Annotated in this window: 13 protein-coding genes; 5 read left to right on the plus strand and 8 right to left on the minus strand. The window is 43.2% G+C overall.

Annotation, left to right across the window (positions count from 1 at the left end; translation table 11 throughout):
- Positions 1 to 178 precede the first annotated feature (178 nt).
- The 4 genes from purB to HWQ41_RS28040 form a co-directional block, all read right to left on the minus strand.
- Positions 179 to 1474 carry an adenylosuccinate lyase gene (gene purB / locus HWQ41_RS28025; RefSeq protein WP_292770388.1) on the minus strand — a complete coding sequence of 432 codons (1296 nt, stop codon included), beginning with the start codon at positions 1472 to 1474 and terminating at the stop codon, positions 179 to 181.
- 40 nt (positions 1475 to 1514) lie between these two features.
- Complete coding sequence (locus HWQ41_RS28030) at positions 1515 to 2066, minus strand: DUF421 domain-containing protein (RefSeq protein WP_292770389.1); 552 nt, start codon at positions 2064 to 2066, stop codon at positions 1515 to 1517.
- A 206-nt stretch (positions 2067 to 2272) separates the two neighbouring features.
- Complete coding sequence (locus tag HWQ41_RS28035) at positions 2273 to 3265, minus strand: YihY/virulence factor BrkB family protein (protein WP_292770390.1); 993 nt, start codon at positions 3263 to 3265, stop codon at positions 2273 to 2275.
- A 433-nt stretch (positions 3266 to 3698) separates the two neighbouring features.
- Positions 3699 to 5228: a YifB family Mg chelatase-like AAA ATPase gene (locus tag HWQ41_RS28040; RefSeq protein WP_292770392.1), complete on the minus strand. Its 1530-nt coding sequence runs from the start codon at positions 5226 to 5228 to the stop codon at positions 3699 to 3701.
- Positions 5229 to 5749: 521 nt separating this feature from the next.
- Between HWQ41_RS28040 and HWQ41_RS28045 the strand changes: the two genes are divergently transcribed.
- The 3 genes from HWQ41_RS28045 to HWQ41_RS28055 are packed head-to-tail and all read left to right on the plus strand — an operon-like array spanning position 5750 to position 7432.
- Positions 5750 to 6355 (plus strand): VWA domain-containing protein, encoded by a 606-nt coding sequence (locus HWQ41_RS28045; protein ID WP_292770394.1) that lies wholly within the window; start codon positions 5750 to 5752, stop codon positions 6353 to 6355.
- Positions 6356 to 6403: 48 nt separating this feature from the next.
- Positions 6404 to 7009 (plus strand): VWA domain-containing protein, encoded by a 606-nt coding sequence (locus HWQ41_RS28050; protein WP_292770396.1) that lies wholly within the window; start codon positions 6404 to 6406, stop codon positions 7007 to 7009.
- 27 nt (positions 7010 to 7036) lie between these two features.
- The gene (locus HWQ41_RS28055; protein WP_292770398.1) at positions 7037 to 7432 is read left to right on the plus strand and encodes a hypothetical protein; all 396 of its coding nucleotides are present in this window, start codon (positions 7037 to 7039) and stop codon (positions 7430 to 7432) included.
- Between the two features lie 192 nt (positions 7433 to 7624).
- On the opposite strand, the gene HWQ41_RS28060 is transcribed toward HWQ41_RS28055, so the two are convergent.
- Complete coding sequence (locus HWQ41_RS28060; protein ID WP_292770408.1) at positions 7625 to 7972, minus strand: helix-turn-helix domain-containing protein; 348 nt, start codon at positions 7970 to 7972, stop codon at positions 7625 to 7627.
- A 308-nt stretch (positions 7973 to 8280) separates the two neighbouring features.
- Complete coding sequence (locus tag HWQ41_RS28065) at positions 8281 to 13164, minus strand: CHAT domain-containing protein (protein ID WP_292770400.1); 4884 nt, start codon at positions 13162 to 13164, stop codon at positions 8281 to 8283.
- 206 nt (positions 13165 to 13370) lie between these two features.
- Here HWQ41_RS28065 and HWQ41_RS28070 point away from each other — a divergent pair, with 206 nt between their 5' ends.
- Entirely contained in the window at positions 13371 to 15206 is a 1836-nt protein-coding gene (locus HWQ41_RS28070; RefSeq protein ID WP_292770402.1) for a ShlB/FhaC/HecB family hemolysin secretion/activation protein, read from the plus strand.
- A gap of 71 nt (positions 15207 to 15277) precedes the next feature.
- Entirely contained in the window at positions 15278 to 16048 is a 771-nt protein-coding gene (locus tag HWQ41_RS28075; protein ID WP_292770404.1) for a hypothetical protein, read from the plus strand.
- 89 nt (positions 16049 to 16137) lie between these two features.
- On the opposite strand, the gene HWQ41_RS28080 is transcribed toward HWQ41_RS28075, so the two are convergent.
- Both HWQ41_RS28080 and HWQ41_RS28085 read right to left on the minus strand, forming a co-directional pair.
- Entirely contained in the window at positions 16138 to 16794 is a 657-nt protein-coding gene (locus HWQ41_RS28080) for a pentapeptide repeat-containing protein (RefSeq protein WP_292770406.1), read from the minus strand.
- A gap of 285 nt (positions 16795 to 17079) precedes the next feature.
- Positions 17080 to 17859, minus strand: coding sequence for an ABC transporter permease (locus tag HWQ41_RS28085; protein WP_292770410.1), 780 nt, complete (start codon positions 17857 to 17859; stop codon positions 17080 to 17082).
- Positions 17860 to 17917 lie beyond the last annotated feature (58 nt).

Consider the following 17917-nt stretch of genomic DNA (forward strand, 5'->3'; position numbering starts at 1 on the left):
GTTGAAAGTCTGTTTGTATATAGGTTTTATCATCAGTTAATGTCCTAACCTTCTTATCCGTTGCTATAAGTCCGATATTTTTGGTATTTTAATATCTTCTTTTTTGACAGCATTTGCGTATTTTTTGGATAACAAATTAGTAGTAAGCGCTTAAGCGCTCACTACAAGCAAATTAATCCTAAATACCCAACCTTTGGTAAACCTCTTCTAAATGCCTCAGATGCTGCTGGGGGTCGAAACAGACTTCTAGTTCTGCTGGAGACAACTTTTGGGTAACGCGAGGGTCTTTGCTAATTAAGTCCTGGAAATTGCCTTCCGGCTTATTCCAAGCGGCGTGAGCGCTTTCTTGAACGATCGCATAAGCCTCTTCTCGGTTGCTTCCCTTGTCTATCAAAGCAAGTAGCACTTTTTGGCTAAACACAACGCCACCGTAACAGTTGAGATTTCGTTTCATGTTCTCAGGATAGACCAACAGGTTTTTCACCAAGTCGGTTATTTCTAATAGCATAAAATGCGTCAAAGTGCAAGCATCTGGCAAAATCACCCGTTCTACAGAACTATGGGAAATATCCCTTTCATGCCAAAGAGCAACGTTTTCCAAAGCTGCACCCGCATGACTTCTGACGAGTCGCGCCATTCCCGTTAGCCGTTCCGAACGGATGGGATTGCGCTTGTGTGGCATTGCCGAGGAACCTTTTTGACCTTTGGCGAAGAATTCTTCAACTTCCAGAACGTCTGTTTTTTGCAGATTGCGAATTTCTACAGCAAAACGTTCGATGGATGCCGCTACCAAAGCTAATTGTTGCACATAGTCGGCGTGGCGATCGCGGGAAATAACTTGTGTTGAGGCCGTATCGGGTTTAAGTCCGAGTTTTTCGCAAGCGATCGCTTCTATACGCGGTTCAACATTCGCATAGGTTCCCACGGCACCAGAAATCTTACCCACAGCGATCGTTTGGCGGAGTATTCTTAGACGTTCTTGGTGTCGCAACACTTCTGCTAACCAGCCAGCTAGCTTGAAACCAAAAGTAATTGGTTCAGCGTGAATACCATGCGATCGGCCAGCCATCACTGTATGACGATGTTCCCGTGCTTTTTGGCGAATTACTTGAATCAAATCTTCCAGACGTTGCAATAATATATCCAGGCTGGCAACCAATTGCAATGCTAAAGCTGTATCCAAAACATCGGAACTGGTTAAACCCAGGTGAATATAGCGTCCGGCATCACCTACATATTCATTGACATTTGTCAAGAAAGCGATAACATCGTGGCGGACTACAGCCTCAATTTCCAGCACCCTATTGGGGTCAAAATCTGCCTTGGCCTTAATTTCCTCAACCGCCTGAGATGGAATGTAACCCAGTTCGGCTTGAGCCTCACAAACAGCAATTTCGACTTGCAGCCAAGTTTTTAGTTTATAGGCTTCACTCCACAGATTAGCCATTTCGGGCAAAGTATAACGCTCAATCACAGTTCGGCACAGAATACAACCGTCATATTTTACAGTCTAATTAATGTAGATCACTTTTTAGTGCTGCTTTTTGCTCAGGGACGGAACTAGTTTTTGAATCCGAGGTGATGATACTAATCCTACCGTCAGCCTCGATATATGCAAACTTCACATCTGCTAAAAATTCCACACCTTGCTGACGTAACTTGCTCATCAACTCATCGTCTGTAATTAACTCTCGTTGCAAATGACGCTGAATCATCCGACCATTTTTTACCAGTAGCAGTGGCGGCTGATTCATAAAACGTTGGAACTGGGGCATTTTATAGCCTAACCAGTTCAGCAAGTAGCTCCAAAAAATCACAGTTCCTACCAGGATAGCGCCTTCAGTAATCGATGTATAATTACTTGCCATAGCATTTTGGGCAGCTTCCGCAAATAGCACAACTACGAGTAAATCAGTGATTCCTAGTGTTCCTAGTTGTCGGCTAGGAAGCATGCGTAGCACTGAGAACAGCGCCAAATAGACCAGCGAGCCACGGATAATCAACTCTAAGACGCTGATGCTAGGAACAAAGATTGCTTGCCAATTGATGAAAAACCATTTTTCCATTAGCACTGATTTTCTACCTTTTTCAATAGACTTCTGGAAAAAATCCAGTCTAAGGTTATTTATAAACACAGAGTAATTATCTATAATTATATGTGGTTTATTTCATAAAGGTGACTTTCATTAGAGGTTAAATACTTTAATCTATATCAGATTTAAAAATATAAACCTCCAACAATTAGGGATTAAAATCGCTGATTTTATCTTTTCTATTTTAATCGCTTTGGCTTTTTGAAATACTTAAGTAAGCGATTAATAAAGCTAGAAGATGGCTTTTTATTAGTGGACGATCGCCCCGTTGGAGCCGTGCCATTATATTTGGTGTTATCAGATAGAGGTACGGCATTTTTAGTTGGGGTTATGCCGCTTCCGTACCTTCTGGCATAAACTTGGGTAAACTCTGCACCGAAGAAAAGAATCTGTGCGGCATAGTTAACCCAAGCTAAAATCACCACCAGTGAACCAGCAGCACCATAAGCTGAACCAAAACTGCCATTACCTAAATATTGTCCTAATAAAAATCTCCCAATAGAGAACAAAAAGGAGGTGAGAATAGCTCCAATTAAAACATCACTCCAAGCAATTTTGACATCTGGTAGAACTTTAAAAATGAGTCCAAACAGGAACGTAGTGATGGCAAAAGAGAGGATGAAATTGAGAATTTGCCAGAGGAAATCGACACCTGGTAGCAAGTTGCTAAAGTATGTTACTAATGCTGCTAACCCCGTACTAATTACCAGAGAAACTAAAAGTAAAAAGCCAATCCCGATCACCATTGCAAAGGACAAAAAGCGTAAGCGAATCATGTTACTAACGCCACGTCCGGGTTTCGGTTTAACTTCCCAAATCGTGTTGAGGGAATCTTGCAACTCGGTAAATAAACCAGTAGCACCTAATAGCAAAACTACAACACTAATAATGGAAGCGATCGCTCCTGTCTTTGGTTTGTTAGCATTCTGAATGGCTGTTTGAATAAATTGTGCGCCGTCTGGGCCGACTAAACCTTGAATTTGTCCAACGATTTGACCCCTTGCCGCTTCTTCTCCAAATACTGCCCCTGCGATCGCAATTACAATAATCAGCAAGGGTGCAATAGAAAAAATCGTGTAATAAGCTAACGCCGCCGCTAACCGTGAGGCTTTATCCTCACTCCATTCTTTGAATGTCTCTTGTAACAACTTCCAAATTGCCTGCAAATTCATCCAATCAGTCTCCTTAAGGGATGTCGCTTAGTTCCTGATATATTGGATACTTATTTCTTAAGTAGCCACATCCACCCAAGGGAGTTTGTGCAGTGTTCTTGAGGAGGAATTTAGAATTTTATACTCACATGACAAGGCAATGTCTACGACGGGCGTAGCTGCGGCGCCAATTGGCGATCATAAAGATGTGGTGATTTTGATAATGTAGCAAAGCAATTATTATCTAAAAGCAATGACACAGACGGTAGCGATTACCACTCTTCAGGATGCAGAAAATCGATTCGGTTTTGTCCGTATTGATAGCAAAATGATTGTGGCATTACACTGAGAAGACACAGCAAAAAGGGCTTAACCCACGGAGGTGGGTAAAATATCGTGTAGACAAGCCAGCGCTGTGCGTATTTTCCCCCCGTTGAGGCGACTGTTCTAACTTTCACTGCATTCTATCGATTGTGCGATACTGAATCGCTTCCGCTACATGACTGGTTTTTAGCTCATCGTCTCCTGCTAAATCTGCAATAGTCCGCCCTACTTTGAGAACGCGATCGCTTGCTCTTGCCGATAAACCTAATTTTCTAATTGCTACTTCTAATAAATTGCGACTAGCATCATCTAACTTGCACCATTTCTGGAGATGACGACTTTGCATATGGGCATTGCAACGCAGATTTGGTTCTTCTTGGAAGCGGGTAATTGCGCGATCGCTTGCTTGTTGAACCCGTTCCCGTACTGATGTTGATGCTTCTCCCGTAGGTTGTTGGGTAATTTCTTCTGGTTTCAAGCGATTCACCGCAACTTGTAAATCAATTCGATCCATCAACGGCCCAGAAAGTTTTGCCCAATATTGCTCGCGTTGACGAGGAGAACAAGTACATTGTTGGATAGTATCGCCATAGTAACCGCATGGACAGGGATTCGTACTCGCCACTAAAGTAAACTGCGCGGGAAACGTTACCGATAGTTTGGTGCGCGAAATTGTCACATAGCCATCTTCTAAAGGCTGACGCAGAAATTCTAAAACATCACGTTTAAATTCCGTGAGTTCATCCAAAAAAAGTACACCCCTGTGAGATAATGATATCTCTCCAGGACGAGGGAAGCTACCACCACCGACAAGAGAAGGCCCAGATGCCGAGTGGTGGGGACTGCGAAAAGGGCGATCGCGTACCAATGAACCACGATTTTTCAATAAACCAGCCACCGAATGGATGCGAGTCACTTCTAAAGATTCGGCAAAACTCAGGGGCGGTAAAATTCCTGGTAAGCGTCGTGCTAACATGGTTTTCCCACTACCAGGTGGCCCGACAAAAATTAGATTATGCCCACCAGCAGCAGCAATTTCTAAAGCCCGACGCGCATGAGCTTGTCCTTTGACATCATGCAAATCTGCGCCAGGGTAGGATACTGTTGCTATCTCCCTTGTGCTATCCATCTGCACAGGTTTGTAACGCCCCGGATGATTTAAAAAATCCACCACATCAGACAGATGTTTGCAGCCGTAAACAGCCAAACCTTCAACCACTGCCGCTTCTTGGGCATTATCAGCAGGGATAACTAAACCTGCAATTCCCATCTTTTGGGCAGCTGCTGCGATCGGCAAGACACCAGCCACGGGACGCAAACTGCCATCCAGAGAGACTTCGCCCAAAAATAGATAATCCCCCAACAAATCAGCGCTAACTTGCTCAGAAGCCGCCAAAATTCCCACACTAATAGGCAAATCGAAACAGGGGCCTTCTTTGCGTAAATCTGCCGGAGTTAAATTGATCACAATTTTTCGCATGGGAAAGGCGAAACCTGCATTCTTCAGGGTTGCTTTGACTCTTTCTCTAGATTCTTGAATTGCTGAATCTGGCAGTCCCAAGACAACAATTCCCGGTAATCCCCCTGATACATCGACTTCTACGCCTACTTTGACGGCATCGATGCCCACAATTGATGCACTCCAGACTCTAGCAAGCATTTCTTATATTAACAGTAAACCTTTCAAATCTCTAGCAGATGAGTCGCTAGATTGGCATTAGTGAAACTACAGAGACGATTTTCCGATCAAAATAAGCTTTAGGTATTATCAAAATCTCCATTTAGTCACATGATGGTCACGTTAGCGGGTTGTCATTTCTTGCATCCAGTCTCTTAGCTACTCTCCCCCGCAGGGTTTGCACCTGAGAAACGACTGTTACCACTGACTCGACCCATGCCTTTAAACTGAGCTTGGCTTTAAGTCAGTAAATTCATAAATCAATTTTCGCAAGATTCTCTTTACTACCCAGTAGACACTTGGTTTCAGTCTACTGGGCAAAGCATGAATGAGTAGCATTTGAGTAGCGCTATCACTGCTTGCGATCGCCCAGAATCTCGGCAAGGATAGCTGTTTTGAGTAGTAAATGAGTAGCAGGATTGATACGAAACCTTAAAATGCCTGTAATGTCGTTAAATCCGTAGATTAGACTAGAACCACAGGGTAACATTCACAGGAATATTATGATGAGCGATCGCGACTATACATTAATCATTGACAAAAGCGGTAGTATGTCCACACCCGACCAAGTGGGTGGTAAAAGTAGATGGGAGATCGCCCAAGAGTCTACTCTCGCTTTGGCAAGAAAGGCGGAACAGTTTGACCCAGATGGCATCACCGTTTACGTGTTTGCCGGTAGATTTAAACGCTACGATGATGTTAGTTCAGCCAAAGTCGCACAGATATTTCTCGAAAATGACCCTGCTGGGACAACAAACTTAGCTGGTGTACTTCAAGATGCACTCAATAACTACTTTCAACGCAAAGCAGCCGGGAAAGCCAAGCCAAATGGAGAGACAATTTTAGTGATCACCGATGGTGAACCAGACGATCGCAAAGCTGTGTTTGAAGTAATCATTCATGCTACTCGCCAGATGGAACGTGATGAAGAATTAGCAATTTCGCTCATTCAAGTAGGTTCAGATGCCCAAGCAACTAAGTTCCTCAAAGCTTTGGATGACCAGTTACAAAGTGTCGGTGCTAAATTTGATATTTGCGATACCGTCACTTTAGACGACTTAGAAGAAATGAGCCTTGTAGATGTATTGACAAACGCCATAACTGACTAGTGTGTTGATCGTCTACTGTCTAGTAACTCTTAACTGGAGAATTGAATAATGCTAGAAAATCGTGACTATACCTTGATTATTGACAAAAGCGGCAGCATGGCAACCCAAGATCAAAAGGGTGGTAGAAGTAGATGGGTTGCAGCCCAGGAATCTACTTTAGCTTTAGCTAGTAAGTGTGAGGAATTTGACCCAGATGGCATCACTATCTATGTATTTGCTGGTAAATTTAAGCGATACGAAAATGTGACATCCAGCAAGGTAGCGCAAATTTTTCGAGAAAATGACCCCTCTGGTACAACTGACTTGGCAGGTGTGTTGAAACACGCAACTGATGATTACTTACAACGCAAAGCAGCCGGTCAAACAAAGCCAAATGGTGAAACAATTTTAGTGGTTACTGATGGTGAACCGGACGATCGCAAAGCCGTAATGAAGGTGATTATTGAAGCTTCTCGCCGCATAGATCGAGATGAAGAATTAGCTATTTCCTTCATTCAAGTCGGCACAGATCAGCAAGCTACCCGCTTTCTCAAAGTCTTAGACGATGAACTCCAAAGTGCTGGTGCTAAGTTTGATATTTGTGACACAATTACTATGGAAGATATGGAAGATTTGAGTCTATCGGAAGTGCTACTCAATGCCATTAATGACTAGCTATACCATTTATTAGGAATTGCCAAAATGGATGCCATTGATAAGCTGTTAGCTCAACTTCAAACTGAATACAAAGAAGTACAACCAGAACAGCAGCAGTCAAAATCAGCCACAGCCAAATCCTTTATCCCACCATCGCCAAAGTCGGCATCTTTCATGGATAACCTTTTGGCAGAAGTTCAGGCTGATTTTGCCCAACAGGATGTTGCTCTGGAGTTAAAAAGACAGCAAGAACTAGAACAGGAACGTATTCGACAAGAACAACTCAAAGTCAAACAACTAGAGGCTTTGAAAGTGCAGGCAAAAGAATGGTTAGCCAAAGTAGATCCACTTTCGTCCGAAGGACTTTGGTTTGAAAGGTTTGCTGAAAGTTACTCCTCAAAACTAGAGGCAGCGATTGAATATTTAAGAAACAATGAATAAACAAGTCAAAATTCTTGCATTAAAGACCCCACTGATAAATCTGCTAGCTCGAATTTAAAGTTAGCAATTATTATTTATTATCTATAATCCAATAGGCTGGGGTTATATCAAGTTGGGGTGATTACTTATAATAAAATCTATCAAGGAGGGTTAGGGAGGATCAAGCCTTAACGCAAACGTATTGACCTCTGCTCAAGATTGATGGCGATGTGTTCGAGCTAAATGTTGAACAGCCCATTCATGCATAGCATAGAGAATTGGTTGCAAAGTTTCTCCTAAAGGCGTCAGGGAATATTCTACTTTGGGTGGAATTTGGGGATAAATTTCTCGATGAATAATGCCGTCTTCCTCCATTTCTCTGAGTTGTTGGGTCAGCATCTTTTGCGTAACTCCAGGTAAAGCCCGTTGCAACTCACCAAACCGTTTGACGCCAGTCATTAATTCTCTAATAATCAAAACTTTCCAGCGTCCGCCAATCACCTTTAGGGTAGTTTCTACTTCACAAGTCAGCCTGCGATGATTTTCTGCTTCAGCTTTCATAGTTTTTTTGTAAGAAGAACCTGACTCAGGTTTGCTGGGTAGTACCGCTAGTTCTCTGATTATTGCTTGTTTTAGGTCTTCCATAACTAGTGTTTACTGATTTTTCTTAATTCCTTTAGGAATACTGAAGAACCTCAATTACTTCAAAATCCTAATAGGCAATTCAACCTCAGCATAGGACAAAACATCTGTCTCGAATGGCATTTTTGGCCTGGATTGCCCACGAATTGGAGCGGCTAATCCCTGACAAAACCAAAATCGGCAGGCGGAAACGATAAAGGGATAAGAGTAGGGTTACTTTTCCTGCTTCACCAAGGATTGCCAACCATTGTAAATCCAGCCCAATAATAAGGATGCATAAGGGATTGTTCAGCTTCATCAACACTGTCAGTAGGTAGAGGCAAGTTCCCGACTACTCCCAAACCTTGCACTTGACCATTCTTTACGTAAATCTCCCCTTTGGCCATAGCAACCTGAGCCTCTCTGAGAGCTTCTGCCTTAATCGGAGCTGTCCTCAAGTTCTGATAAAATTTCGTCATCAACGCTGCTGTACCAGCATCGCTGACTGACCAAAGACTGGCAACAGTAGTTTTCACACCTGCCAACACTGCTAAACCCGCAAATCCCAGCTCGGACTCTTTATCCCCTAAAGCTGTTCTACAAGCACTCAGCACCAGCATTTCAACTTGGGGTTCATTCAAGCGCAACTCTCGTAATTGGTTCAAGCGTAACTTGTCCTCCCATAGTTGAATATAGGAATTGCTCAAAGCGCCAGTAGCAAAATCGGCATGGGTTGCCATGTGAATAATCCCAAAAGGTTGTTGGCGGCGGATAATTTTGAGATTTTCTAAAGTAGCTTGCTTGTTCAACAATAATTTGCCCTGCCAGAGCTTAGACACTAGTGTTGATAACTCAACGGGGACTGCTGGTAAAGGCTGTTGCCCCTGAGTACTCTGAGAAACCCCCAGCGCTAAAATTTGAGATTTTCTAATGTCTTTATAAAGGGTGTTAGTCAAGCTAAGACTGGGCATCAAGCCAATACTGTATTTTTCTACTAGAAACCTCTTGCCATCATGAAGTGCTGCCATTGGAGTTGAACGTAACCCGATGTCTGGTAAAAAAACCAGATTGTTGATTCCTCTGGCTTGTAAATCTGCCTCTAGTGGTGCAATAATCCAGCGATAAAGTTGTTGAGATGAACGTAAATAACCGGTGCGGCGACGGTTTTGTGGACTAACGATTTGGTCACGAAATTCGTGAGCTACTTGGAGAACTTTGGCTCTGGTCGTTTCTGGGATGCGCTTGCGGATAGGATCACCTTTTCTTGTTACTACCACTAGTTCCAGTTGGTCGCTATCCTGCTCTGGTATGGTATTCAACTGTTTAGGAAATTTTTTAGCTTTGCCTAAATTTACTCCTGGTTGAATCTCCACAGGGACAAAACTGGTGTAGATAAATGCAGGTTTAACACCCGTAGCTTCTTCAATTTGGCGAGCAATTTCTTTGGCATCATCCAGTGTTTTGATTCTAGGAGTGGGTATGCCTAAATGGTCGGCAAAATCATCTGTGAAATCGCCTTCAGGAGTAGGATTGGTATCAATAACGGGGTGATCAATCTTAGGATTATTGGGGCCCGGGTCAATCGGTTTACCTGGATTGCATTGGAATGTGCAGGGGGCAGGATTTGGCTTCTCGATTGGTGGCGTGTCGATTGGTGGCGTGTCGATTGGTGGCGTGTTGTTTGGTGGCGTGTTGTTTGGTGGCGTGTCATTTGGCCTGATGTTGATTGCTACCTGTACAGGTATTGAGGATGAAACAACATCGCTAGCTCTGACTGTGAAAGCATTGATTAGCCCTGTGCTATCAGTTGGTGGTGTGTAATTTAGTGTTTCACCTACAACTATTGTGTTTCCCGCAGCTAAAACGGTATTGCCTCGTCTCAGAGTTCCTGCTTGGATAGTATCAATTAAAATGGATGTATTATCTAGATTGACATCGCCAGTGCTGGCAGTAAATGTGAAGGTCAAGGTTTGATTGGGTTGAGCGTTAGATGAGAGAAGCGAGTTTGTCGTCAGTGTAGGCGGTGTGTTGACAGAAGTAATGACGATACCAGGTGGAGTACCGCTAGCATCTCCACCATTAGGTAAAACTGGAAAGCTATTTGAAGCGATGATTGAATTGTCGCCTGTATTAATTGACCCTGCTGTGCCATTAACACTCGCATCACCTACAGTAAATGGTACATTGTTTGGGCCACCATCGTGTTGAATTTTGATAGTACCTCCTGCAAGAGGTTGAACGGTAGTAATTCCTCTAACAGTAAAAAATCCGCCAGTTGCGATCGTTTCACCTGTAGAAGTTGTGCCTATTCCTTGAACTAGTCCGTTGGTCAGAACTTGCACATTGCCACCTTGAACAGTGTTAGCAACGTTCGTTGTGCCCCTAGTGTCGATGCTTCTAAAGCCAATTGTGCTGCCAGCAGTATTGGTAGTCTGTAAAGTAACGTTGCCACCTGTAGCGTTGCCACCTCCAGTATTGACTACAGACGAGTTAATTACCCCTGTGGTGATATTGCCTGCGGCATTGAGAGTTACCGAGCCACCAGTTGTATTGTTAAAAAAGGTATTATTGTCGTTGGTGTTGAGGTTGGCTAAGGTAATTGCACCATTGGTGGTGGTAACATTTATATTGCCAGATCCATAGCCATTTCCACTGGCAATAATGTTGCCTGCACTAATGTTGCCACTGGCAGACAAAGCTGCATCCCCACTTCTACTAAAATCACGAGTTGTGTCTAAATTTCCCAGTAATAGGCTCGCTCCCGAAATGTTTATTGCTCCTCCCTTTGTCTGGATTGTGTTGGTGAGATTAGCAAAGTTTACAGAACCGCTTTGTGAACTCAGGCTGAAGCTACCGCCATTACCCAAGTCTAATGTAGCGACACCAGGGGTAGTCACTCCGGGCGTAGCTCCGGTGATGTCATTGATGGTAATATTTCCTGTGGCTTGTAAGTTGATATTTGCACCCGAAGCTGCGATCGCACCCCAAGAAACGGTGTTAGCTCCATTATCTGGAGAGTTAAACGGTATATTGCCAGCCGTAGCATCAAAATCACCCCCTGCGGCATCAATAATGGTTAATGTGCTGGGGTCTAGTAATAAAGTACCAAAGTTACCATTGGGGGCTGAAGCATCTACCAAACCTCTGAAGGTCAAGAAATTTTTGCCTGATACTTCTACAAAACCACCATTCCCGGCATTTGCTCCTCCACGAGCCGAAATGTTACCAAAAAACTGAGTTCTATCGTTACCCCAAACAATGACGCGTCCGCCGTTTCCATTCAAATTACTATCAGCAGTAATGACGGAGTTTGAGTTAACATAAGTCTGATCTGCGTTGGGTAAAGTCCCCTTACCTTGGTAATCGCCGCCAATTAGCACAGTGCCGCCGCCATTCGTTCCAGTAGCGTTAATATTGACATCAACCACCGCAACTTTTTTACCCAAAGCAGTTACTGTACCGCCTGTTTGACTCGATACATTCACTTTGCCAGAAACAATCGTTGTACCTGGAGTTGTGGAAATTGTGACATTAGAGCCTCTCAGTTGCACAGTCCCGTCAAGATTGGCAGTTAACCCCGTGTTACCAACTGTGAGCAATTCGGGTAAAGATGCAATCGGGATTGTCCAAGTATTGGGTTGCTTGGTACTAGAGGCGAGGGGCTGAATTTCCAGACTCAACAGATTTCCTGGCTGACTGAGACGCACCCAATTTTGTCCGGGTACGGATGTGACAGAAATCTGTCCTCCCGGTGCCGAAATTTGCCCGGTGTTCACCACAGTACCGCCCAATAAATTCAAATTCTGCCCAGTACCTACTGCCAAATTTCCAGCATTCACGATCGCTCCTGGCTGGCTAGTACTAAAGGCAAATCCGTTGGGGTTTCCCACTAAAGCAGTGTAGTCATTAACACCGATGGCGTTGAACCAACTGCTGCCAAAACCAATGCCGTTGGCTGTTGTCGCCGTGAAAGCACTAGGCACATTTAAGCTGGCGTTTGCTCCAAAAATAAATCCGGCTGGATTCATCAAGAAAAGGTTAGCATTGCCACCTGTTACCTGAATTAAGCCATTGATGATCGAAGGATTACCACCTGTAATTCGACCAAGAATATTTTGCAGCGCTGGACTGGCTTGAAAGTTGGCGATTTGTTTTGGTTGAATGCCAAATTGCTGAAAGCTATGGAAGAGGTTAACACCATCCCTAGAAGTTGTACCGCCGGTGATATCAAGTCGGTTGCCGTTGGGTGTAACAATTGTGTTTGTACCATCAGTAGCAGGGACAATTTGTTGTGCTTGGGTTAATCCCGCACTCATCGCTGTCACCAGAGGCACAATAACTAACAGGGAAGCGGCGATGCTGGACAGCAGAGATTTTTTGCGCCGCAATATGAAGCGACCTGCGGGCAATTCTACATCTATTTGTAACTTTTCTGCTAGTCCGCGCCGCCAAAGTGCTTGGGCGATCGCCTTACCAGACCAGAGTATTTGTTCTTTTTTTCTAGCAACAGAGATGCTTTGGGAATGATTCCTATACAAGTACAGGGGCTGTTTGACTCGGCGCACATGGGTTACTTCTGAAAGTCGTAGACACAGGTCGTAATCTTCGGCACAGCGGAACGACTTGTTAACACCTCCCACCCGATCGTAAACTGAACGGCGCATTAGGCGGAAGTGGAAAGTCATGAAGTTTACCAACAGACCTTCTTGGGAGTAGGGAATGTCACAACGATGACCGTAGCTGATGACTTGGCTGTTTTGATCAATATTTAAGTAGTCGGTGTAAACAAATCCTGTTTCTGGATGGCGGTTGAGAACTGTAGCGGTTTGGGCGAGGGCGGTAGGGGCTAGGATATCATCACTGTCTACGATACCAATGTAAGTGCCGCTAGTTTGGCCGATCGCTGCCTTACAAGCCGCCGCAACTCCTTGATGGTGTGCAAGGACTACCCGCACTCGCCCATCTTGTTGAGCATATTCGTGAGCGATCGCCACTGATCCATCTGTGGAGCCATCATCCCAAATTAGTAGCTCAAAGTCTTGCCATGTCTGCGCTAAAACACTAGCGATCGCTTCTTCAAGGTAAGACTCCCGGTTGTAATTGACGATCACAATGGAGATCAGTGGTGACATCGAAGTATTCCCCAGTTTTTACCTGTTACCACAATATAATGCTAAGGACTATCACGTAGAATAAATCGCTGTTAATTATAGTTTTAGTTACAAATCTTCTGAAATCTGAATGTCAAAAATATGATATTCAAATATTCATGCACCCATAGCATACTCAAAAACCAAAATCAGCTAAGTCGTAAGATAAGGCATCCCACCGAGGAGAAATGAGAAAAGAAACAGAAACTGGTGTTAAGCCTAGAACCACGACTCAGCAACGAATTGTCTGTTTCTCTCATCAGTTAGATACTTGGCGGAGTTTGGCAACTACTAAATGGAGTAAGCACAGTTTCAGTTTTCAGTGCGGCTTGCTAATTCTGCCTGCGATCGGGATTGTAACTGCAAATGGACTTAGAGCTACAGCAAATATCTTTACACCTGACTCGGCTCAAAATAGCAGTCCGCCAAAGTTACAAATAGTACAGGAAAAAGAACCTGACCCGGTAACTAACCCCAATCAACCAGAACCGAACCCCCAATCATCTCCACCACAACGCATTCGGGTTCGCAAAATCCAGGTTGTAGATAGCACAGTTTTTAATGAAAATGACTTTAATCCAGTATTGAAACCGTTTGAAGAACGGGACTTGACTTTAGAAGAAATCAGACAAGCCGCAGATGCCGTTACTCAGCTTTACCTAAATAAAGGCTATTTAAATTCCAGAGCGATTCCAGACACTCAGCAACCTATTACCGCAGATGGTGTTGTGGTAATTCGGGTGTTTGAAGGGCGTTTGACAGAGATTAACATCGAAGGGACGCGGCGATTAAACCCATCTTATATTCGTAGTCGCATCCAATTAGGTGCCGGTATTCCTCTGAATACTGGTAAGCTCGAAGAACAACTGAAACTGTTGCGACTCGATCCCCTATTTACAAATGTGGAAGCGCGGCTGCGTCCAACGGGTAAGGTTGGTCAAAGTATTCTCATTGTCAGAGTTGAAGAGGCAAATCCTTTAACTGGAAGCTTGGGTGTAGATAATTATTCGCCTCCGAGTATTGGTGCGGAAAGATTGGGTGTTGAACTGCGCGATCGCAATTTAACCGGTATGGGAGATGAGTTAGCAGGCTCCTATTATCATACGCTCTCTGGTGGTTCCGATGTCTTTGATTTTAGCTATCAAGTTCCCGTTAACGCCATGAATGGCAAGGTGCAGATTAGAGCGGCATTTAATCGCAACGAAATCACTGAGCCACCCTTTAATGTGTTTGACATTCGGGCAAATCAGGATATCTATGAAATCAATTATCGTCAACCATTGATGCGATCGCCCAAAGAAGAGTTTGCCCTATCCTTGGGATTTACCTATGAAGATGGTCAAACCTTCCTTTTTGATCACCTGGCAACCCCCTTTGGCATTGGGCCTGATGCCAATGGAGTTAGCCGTACCAGTGTAATTAAATTTGGTCAAGATTATATTAGGCGCGAACCTCAAGGAGCCTGGTTTTTGCGATCGCAATTTAGTTTTGGCATTGATATATTAGATGCAACTATCAATAATGATCCCATACCTGATGGTCGCTTTTTCAGTTGGTTGGGTCAAGTACAGCGCGTGCAGCAACTCAGCAACGATCAGCTGTTGCTCATCCAAGCAGACTTGCAGCTTACACCAGATAGCCTTTTACCTTCTGAGCAATTCGTCATTGGCGGTGGCCAGTCTGTAAGGGGATATCGCCAAAATATCCGTTCTGGGGATAATGGATTTCGTGTAGCGATGGAAGATCGGATTACAGTGCAGCGCAATGAATCTGGATTATCCACGATTCAACTAGCGCCATTTGTGGACATGGGAGGTGTCTGGAATCAGTCTAATAATCCCAATCCGCTACCCAATCAAACTTTTCTGGTGGGCGCAGGCTTAGGATTATTGTGGAATCAGGCAATGGGAATTGATAATCTCTTTATGCGACTCGATTACGGATTTCCATTTATCGATCTGAGCGATCGTGGTAATAACGCTCAGGATGATGGCTTTTACTTTAGCCTTCGCTATCAACCTTAGTAAAGTGGTGCTTTAGCTAAAGGCTGTCAGTTATTTTTTCTCTCTTGTGGGATTTTCTGTGTTAATTTTTAATGACTTTTAGCAGTATAATCTGGAAATTGAGCAGATTTGATTACAAAGTTTTAACTGATATATTTTTTGTTTTTCTGAAAACATTGTATTCTTATTATTCATTTCATCAACACCCAGCAATGAAAAATTTGTTTCCACTATTATTGAGTGCTATTCTCTTGGGTAGCACAGCGGCTTGTAATAAAACTAGTATCCCGACCAACAGCACTGCTACTAGTAATAACAAAACTGCAATAACTGATACCACATCGAGTCAATCTAACAATCAACTATCTGTAGCAACTGGAACAAGTTTTGATACTGTTCTTCAACAAGATATATCTACAGCGAGAAATAAAAATAACGACAGCTTTGTTTTACAAATTAAGAATTCCTTGAAAGGAGGAAATAAAGTTCTTAAAGATGGTCAAATTCAAGGACATTTGGAAGATGTAGTCAAAGCTGCCAAAGGGAAAAAAGCGAGTTTACATTTGGTTTTTGATGATATTTCGCTAAAAAATGGAGCATCTTATCCCATTGATGCTACTTTAACAAACACTCAGGTAGAAACAAAAACTAAAGGTAAGTTCATTCAAAATACAGGCATTCTTTTAGGCGGTGCAGTTGCCGGACATTTTCTTGGTAATCAAGCTAAATTCAAGCATGGTGGGCTAGCAGGTGGTACGGCTGCGGCTGCTTTCGTCTTGTCTAGTCCTGGTGGAGAAGTTGCTCTCAAAAAAGGTACAAACATTAAACTTAAACTTAATTCTGCTATTGGTACTACTCAATAAACCATGCATCCTGGTTCTGAGCAGATTGAAGCGTCGGGCGAGAAATTATTACCGGAATTTTACGCCCGCGCTCCTAAACTGACTCCTGACTAATAAATCACTATCTGAGGTTGCTCAATTGTGCCATCGGGCATGATAGTATCTCGAAACTTCGCATAAATCAGCTTTGTCTCCCAAAGGTTTGCTTTACTCAAGTTTGCCTTGGTTAAATTTGCCCATGTCAAGTCTGCACCAGTTAAGTTGGCCTCAGTCAAATTAGCTTCTAATAATTTTGCTCCACATAGCTTTGCTCCTGCGAGATTTGCAAAACTTAAGTTAGCTTCAATCAGCGATGCTTCAATTAATTTGGCTTTACTTAGGTCTGCTTCTCTCAAATCCGCATCACACAAAGAAGCACCCCAAAGATTACTAGCGATGAATTTCACCCGCCATAAAAAAGTTCCGCACAAATTTGCTCGTGTTAAATCAGCATTAGTCAAATTAGCTTCACACAAAGATGCTTCATACAAATTAGCTTCACGTAAGCTAGCTTGCATCAAATTTGCGCCACTTAAATTAGCACGAGTGAGGGCACAGCCAGACAGATTTGCACCACGCAAATCCGCTCCTATGAAGTTAACACCACTTAAATCAATTCCTTTCAGGTCGATTCCACTCAAGTCACATCCACTGAAATCTCGGCGCTGAAAATATTTATTTGTGATTTGACTTAATATAAATTCTTGCTTATCAGCATAATTTTTCATGGGATTCACCTCTGGGTGTAATTTATCTCAAAGGTCGAGTCTGGTAGTTACCGTATATTGAGAGTACACCCCAAATGGAGATCAGATCAGTAAATAATCAAAAATAAATTCCCCAAAAATCGCCAATCACCTGAAAATAGGCTTTTGAAGTGGTTTTTAAAACAAAAAATGCTGACATAGGTCAAGAAATATTCATACAACAGGAGTCAGGAGTTAGGAGTCAGGAGGGAAAAACTTTCTGTTTGTTCCCCCAATGCCCAATACCCAATACCCAATACCCAATCACTAAAATTCGCGTTGTGAAAAGATAAGAATAGCGATCGCTAACAACATGGCACTATAAAGTAAGCCATAGCCAGCATTTGTAATCAATGCAGTTGTGTCAGGTAGTGCTTGCAAACCATAAACGGCATCATTTTTCAAATCTAATCGAGATAAATCTGGCAAGATGAGAAACAAACCTTGAGTTAGACCTTCCATACCAGGGTTGCGGCTAAGACGCCCAAGTTGTACTAAATCTTGAGTAATATTTCCGATTAAATATACCGCAAAGGTTAAAATAGTCGCTAGCAGAGAAGCCGTAAAAACACCGAAGGTAATAGCCACAGCGGTGATTAATGATAACTGCAAAAATAAGAAAATTGCTGCAATTAGAATGCTTGCCGTTGGATGAGGAATGTTACCAAGTTGCAGAAATACCAGATAAATTGCTGTCATCGTGGCGACAAGTACAGCTAGTATTGCGGATAAACCCAAGTATTTGCCGATGATAATTTCGCTGCGGCTGACAGGTTTAGCAATTAACATCAAGATAGTGCGTTTTTCAATTTCTTTATTAACCAGTCCCGTACCAACAAATATCGTAATAATTAACCCGATGGCATTCATCGCCGCCATCCCAAAGTCTAAAAACATTTTATCTTCAGTCGTAGCGGCAAATTCAGGAAGGACGCGGAAGGCAGTGGCGAGTATTAGCGCATAAAAACCGATAATATATAGGATGCGATCGCGTACCACTTCCTGAAACACATTCTTTGCTAGTACAAAAATTCTGTTAATAGTCATATTGTCATTGGGCATTGGGCATTGGGCATTGGGCATTGGGCATTGGGCATTGGGCATT

Origin of the sequence: Nostoc sp. NOS(2021) (genome assembly GCF_017115025.1) — a bacterium.
GTDB lineage: Bacteria > Cyanobacteriota > Cyanobacteriia > Cyanobacteriales > Nostocaceae > Nostoc.

Bases quoted from the DNA above. Each gene is read 5' to 3' on its own strand.
- HWQ41_RS28030 (WP_292770389.1), bottom strand. From the start codon at position 2,066: ATGGAAAAATGGTTTTTCATCAATTGGCAAGCAATCTTTGTTCCTAGC.
- HWQ41_RS28035 (WP_292770390.1), bottom strand. From the start codon at position 3,265: ATGAATTTGCAGGCAATTTGGAAGTTGTTACAAGAGACATTCAAAGAA.
- HWQ41_RS28040 (WP_292770392.1), bottom strand. From the start codon at position 5,228: ATGCTTGCTAGAGTCTGGAGTGCATCAATTGTGGGCATCGATGCCGTC.
- HWQ41_RS28045 (WP_292770394.1), top strand. From the start codon at position 5,750: ATGATGAGCGATCGCGACTATACATTAATCATTGACAAAAGCGGTAGT.
- HWQ41_RS28050 (WP_292770396.1), top strand. From the start codon at position 6,404: ATGCTAGAAAATCGTGACTATACCTTGATTATTGACAAAAGCGGCAGC.
- HWQ41_RS28055 (WP_292770398.1), top strand. From the start codon at position 7,037: ATGGATGCCATTGATAAGCTGTTAGCTCAACTTCAAACTGAATACAAA.
- HWQ41_RS28060 (WP_292770408.1), bottom strand. From the start codon at position 7,972: ATGAAAGCTGAAGCAGAAAATCATCGCAGGCTGACTTGTGAAGTAGAA.
- HWQ41_RS28065 (WP_292770400.1), bottom strand. From the start codon at position 13,164: ATGTCACCACTGATCTCCATTGTGATCGTCAATTACAACCGGGAGTCT.
- HWQ41_RS28070 (WP_292770402.1), top strand. From the start codon at position 13,371: ATGAGAAAAGAAACAGAAACTGGTGTTAAGCCTAGAACCACGACTCAG.
- HWQ41_RS28075 (WP_292770404.1), top strand. From the start codon at position 15,278: ATGACTTTTAGCAGTATAATCTGGAAATTGAGCAGATTTGATTACAAA.
- HWQ41_RS28080 (WP_292770406.1), bottom strand. From the start codon at position 16,794: ATGAAAAATTATGCTGATAAGCAAGAATTTATATTAAGTCAAATCACA.
- HWQ41_RS28085 (WP_292770410.1), bottom strand. From the start codon at position 17,859: ATGACTATTAACAGAATTTTTGTACTAGCAAAGAATGTGTTTCAGGAA.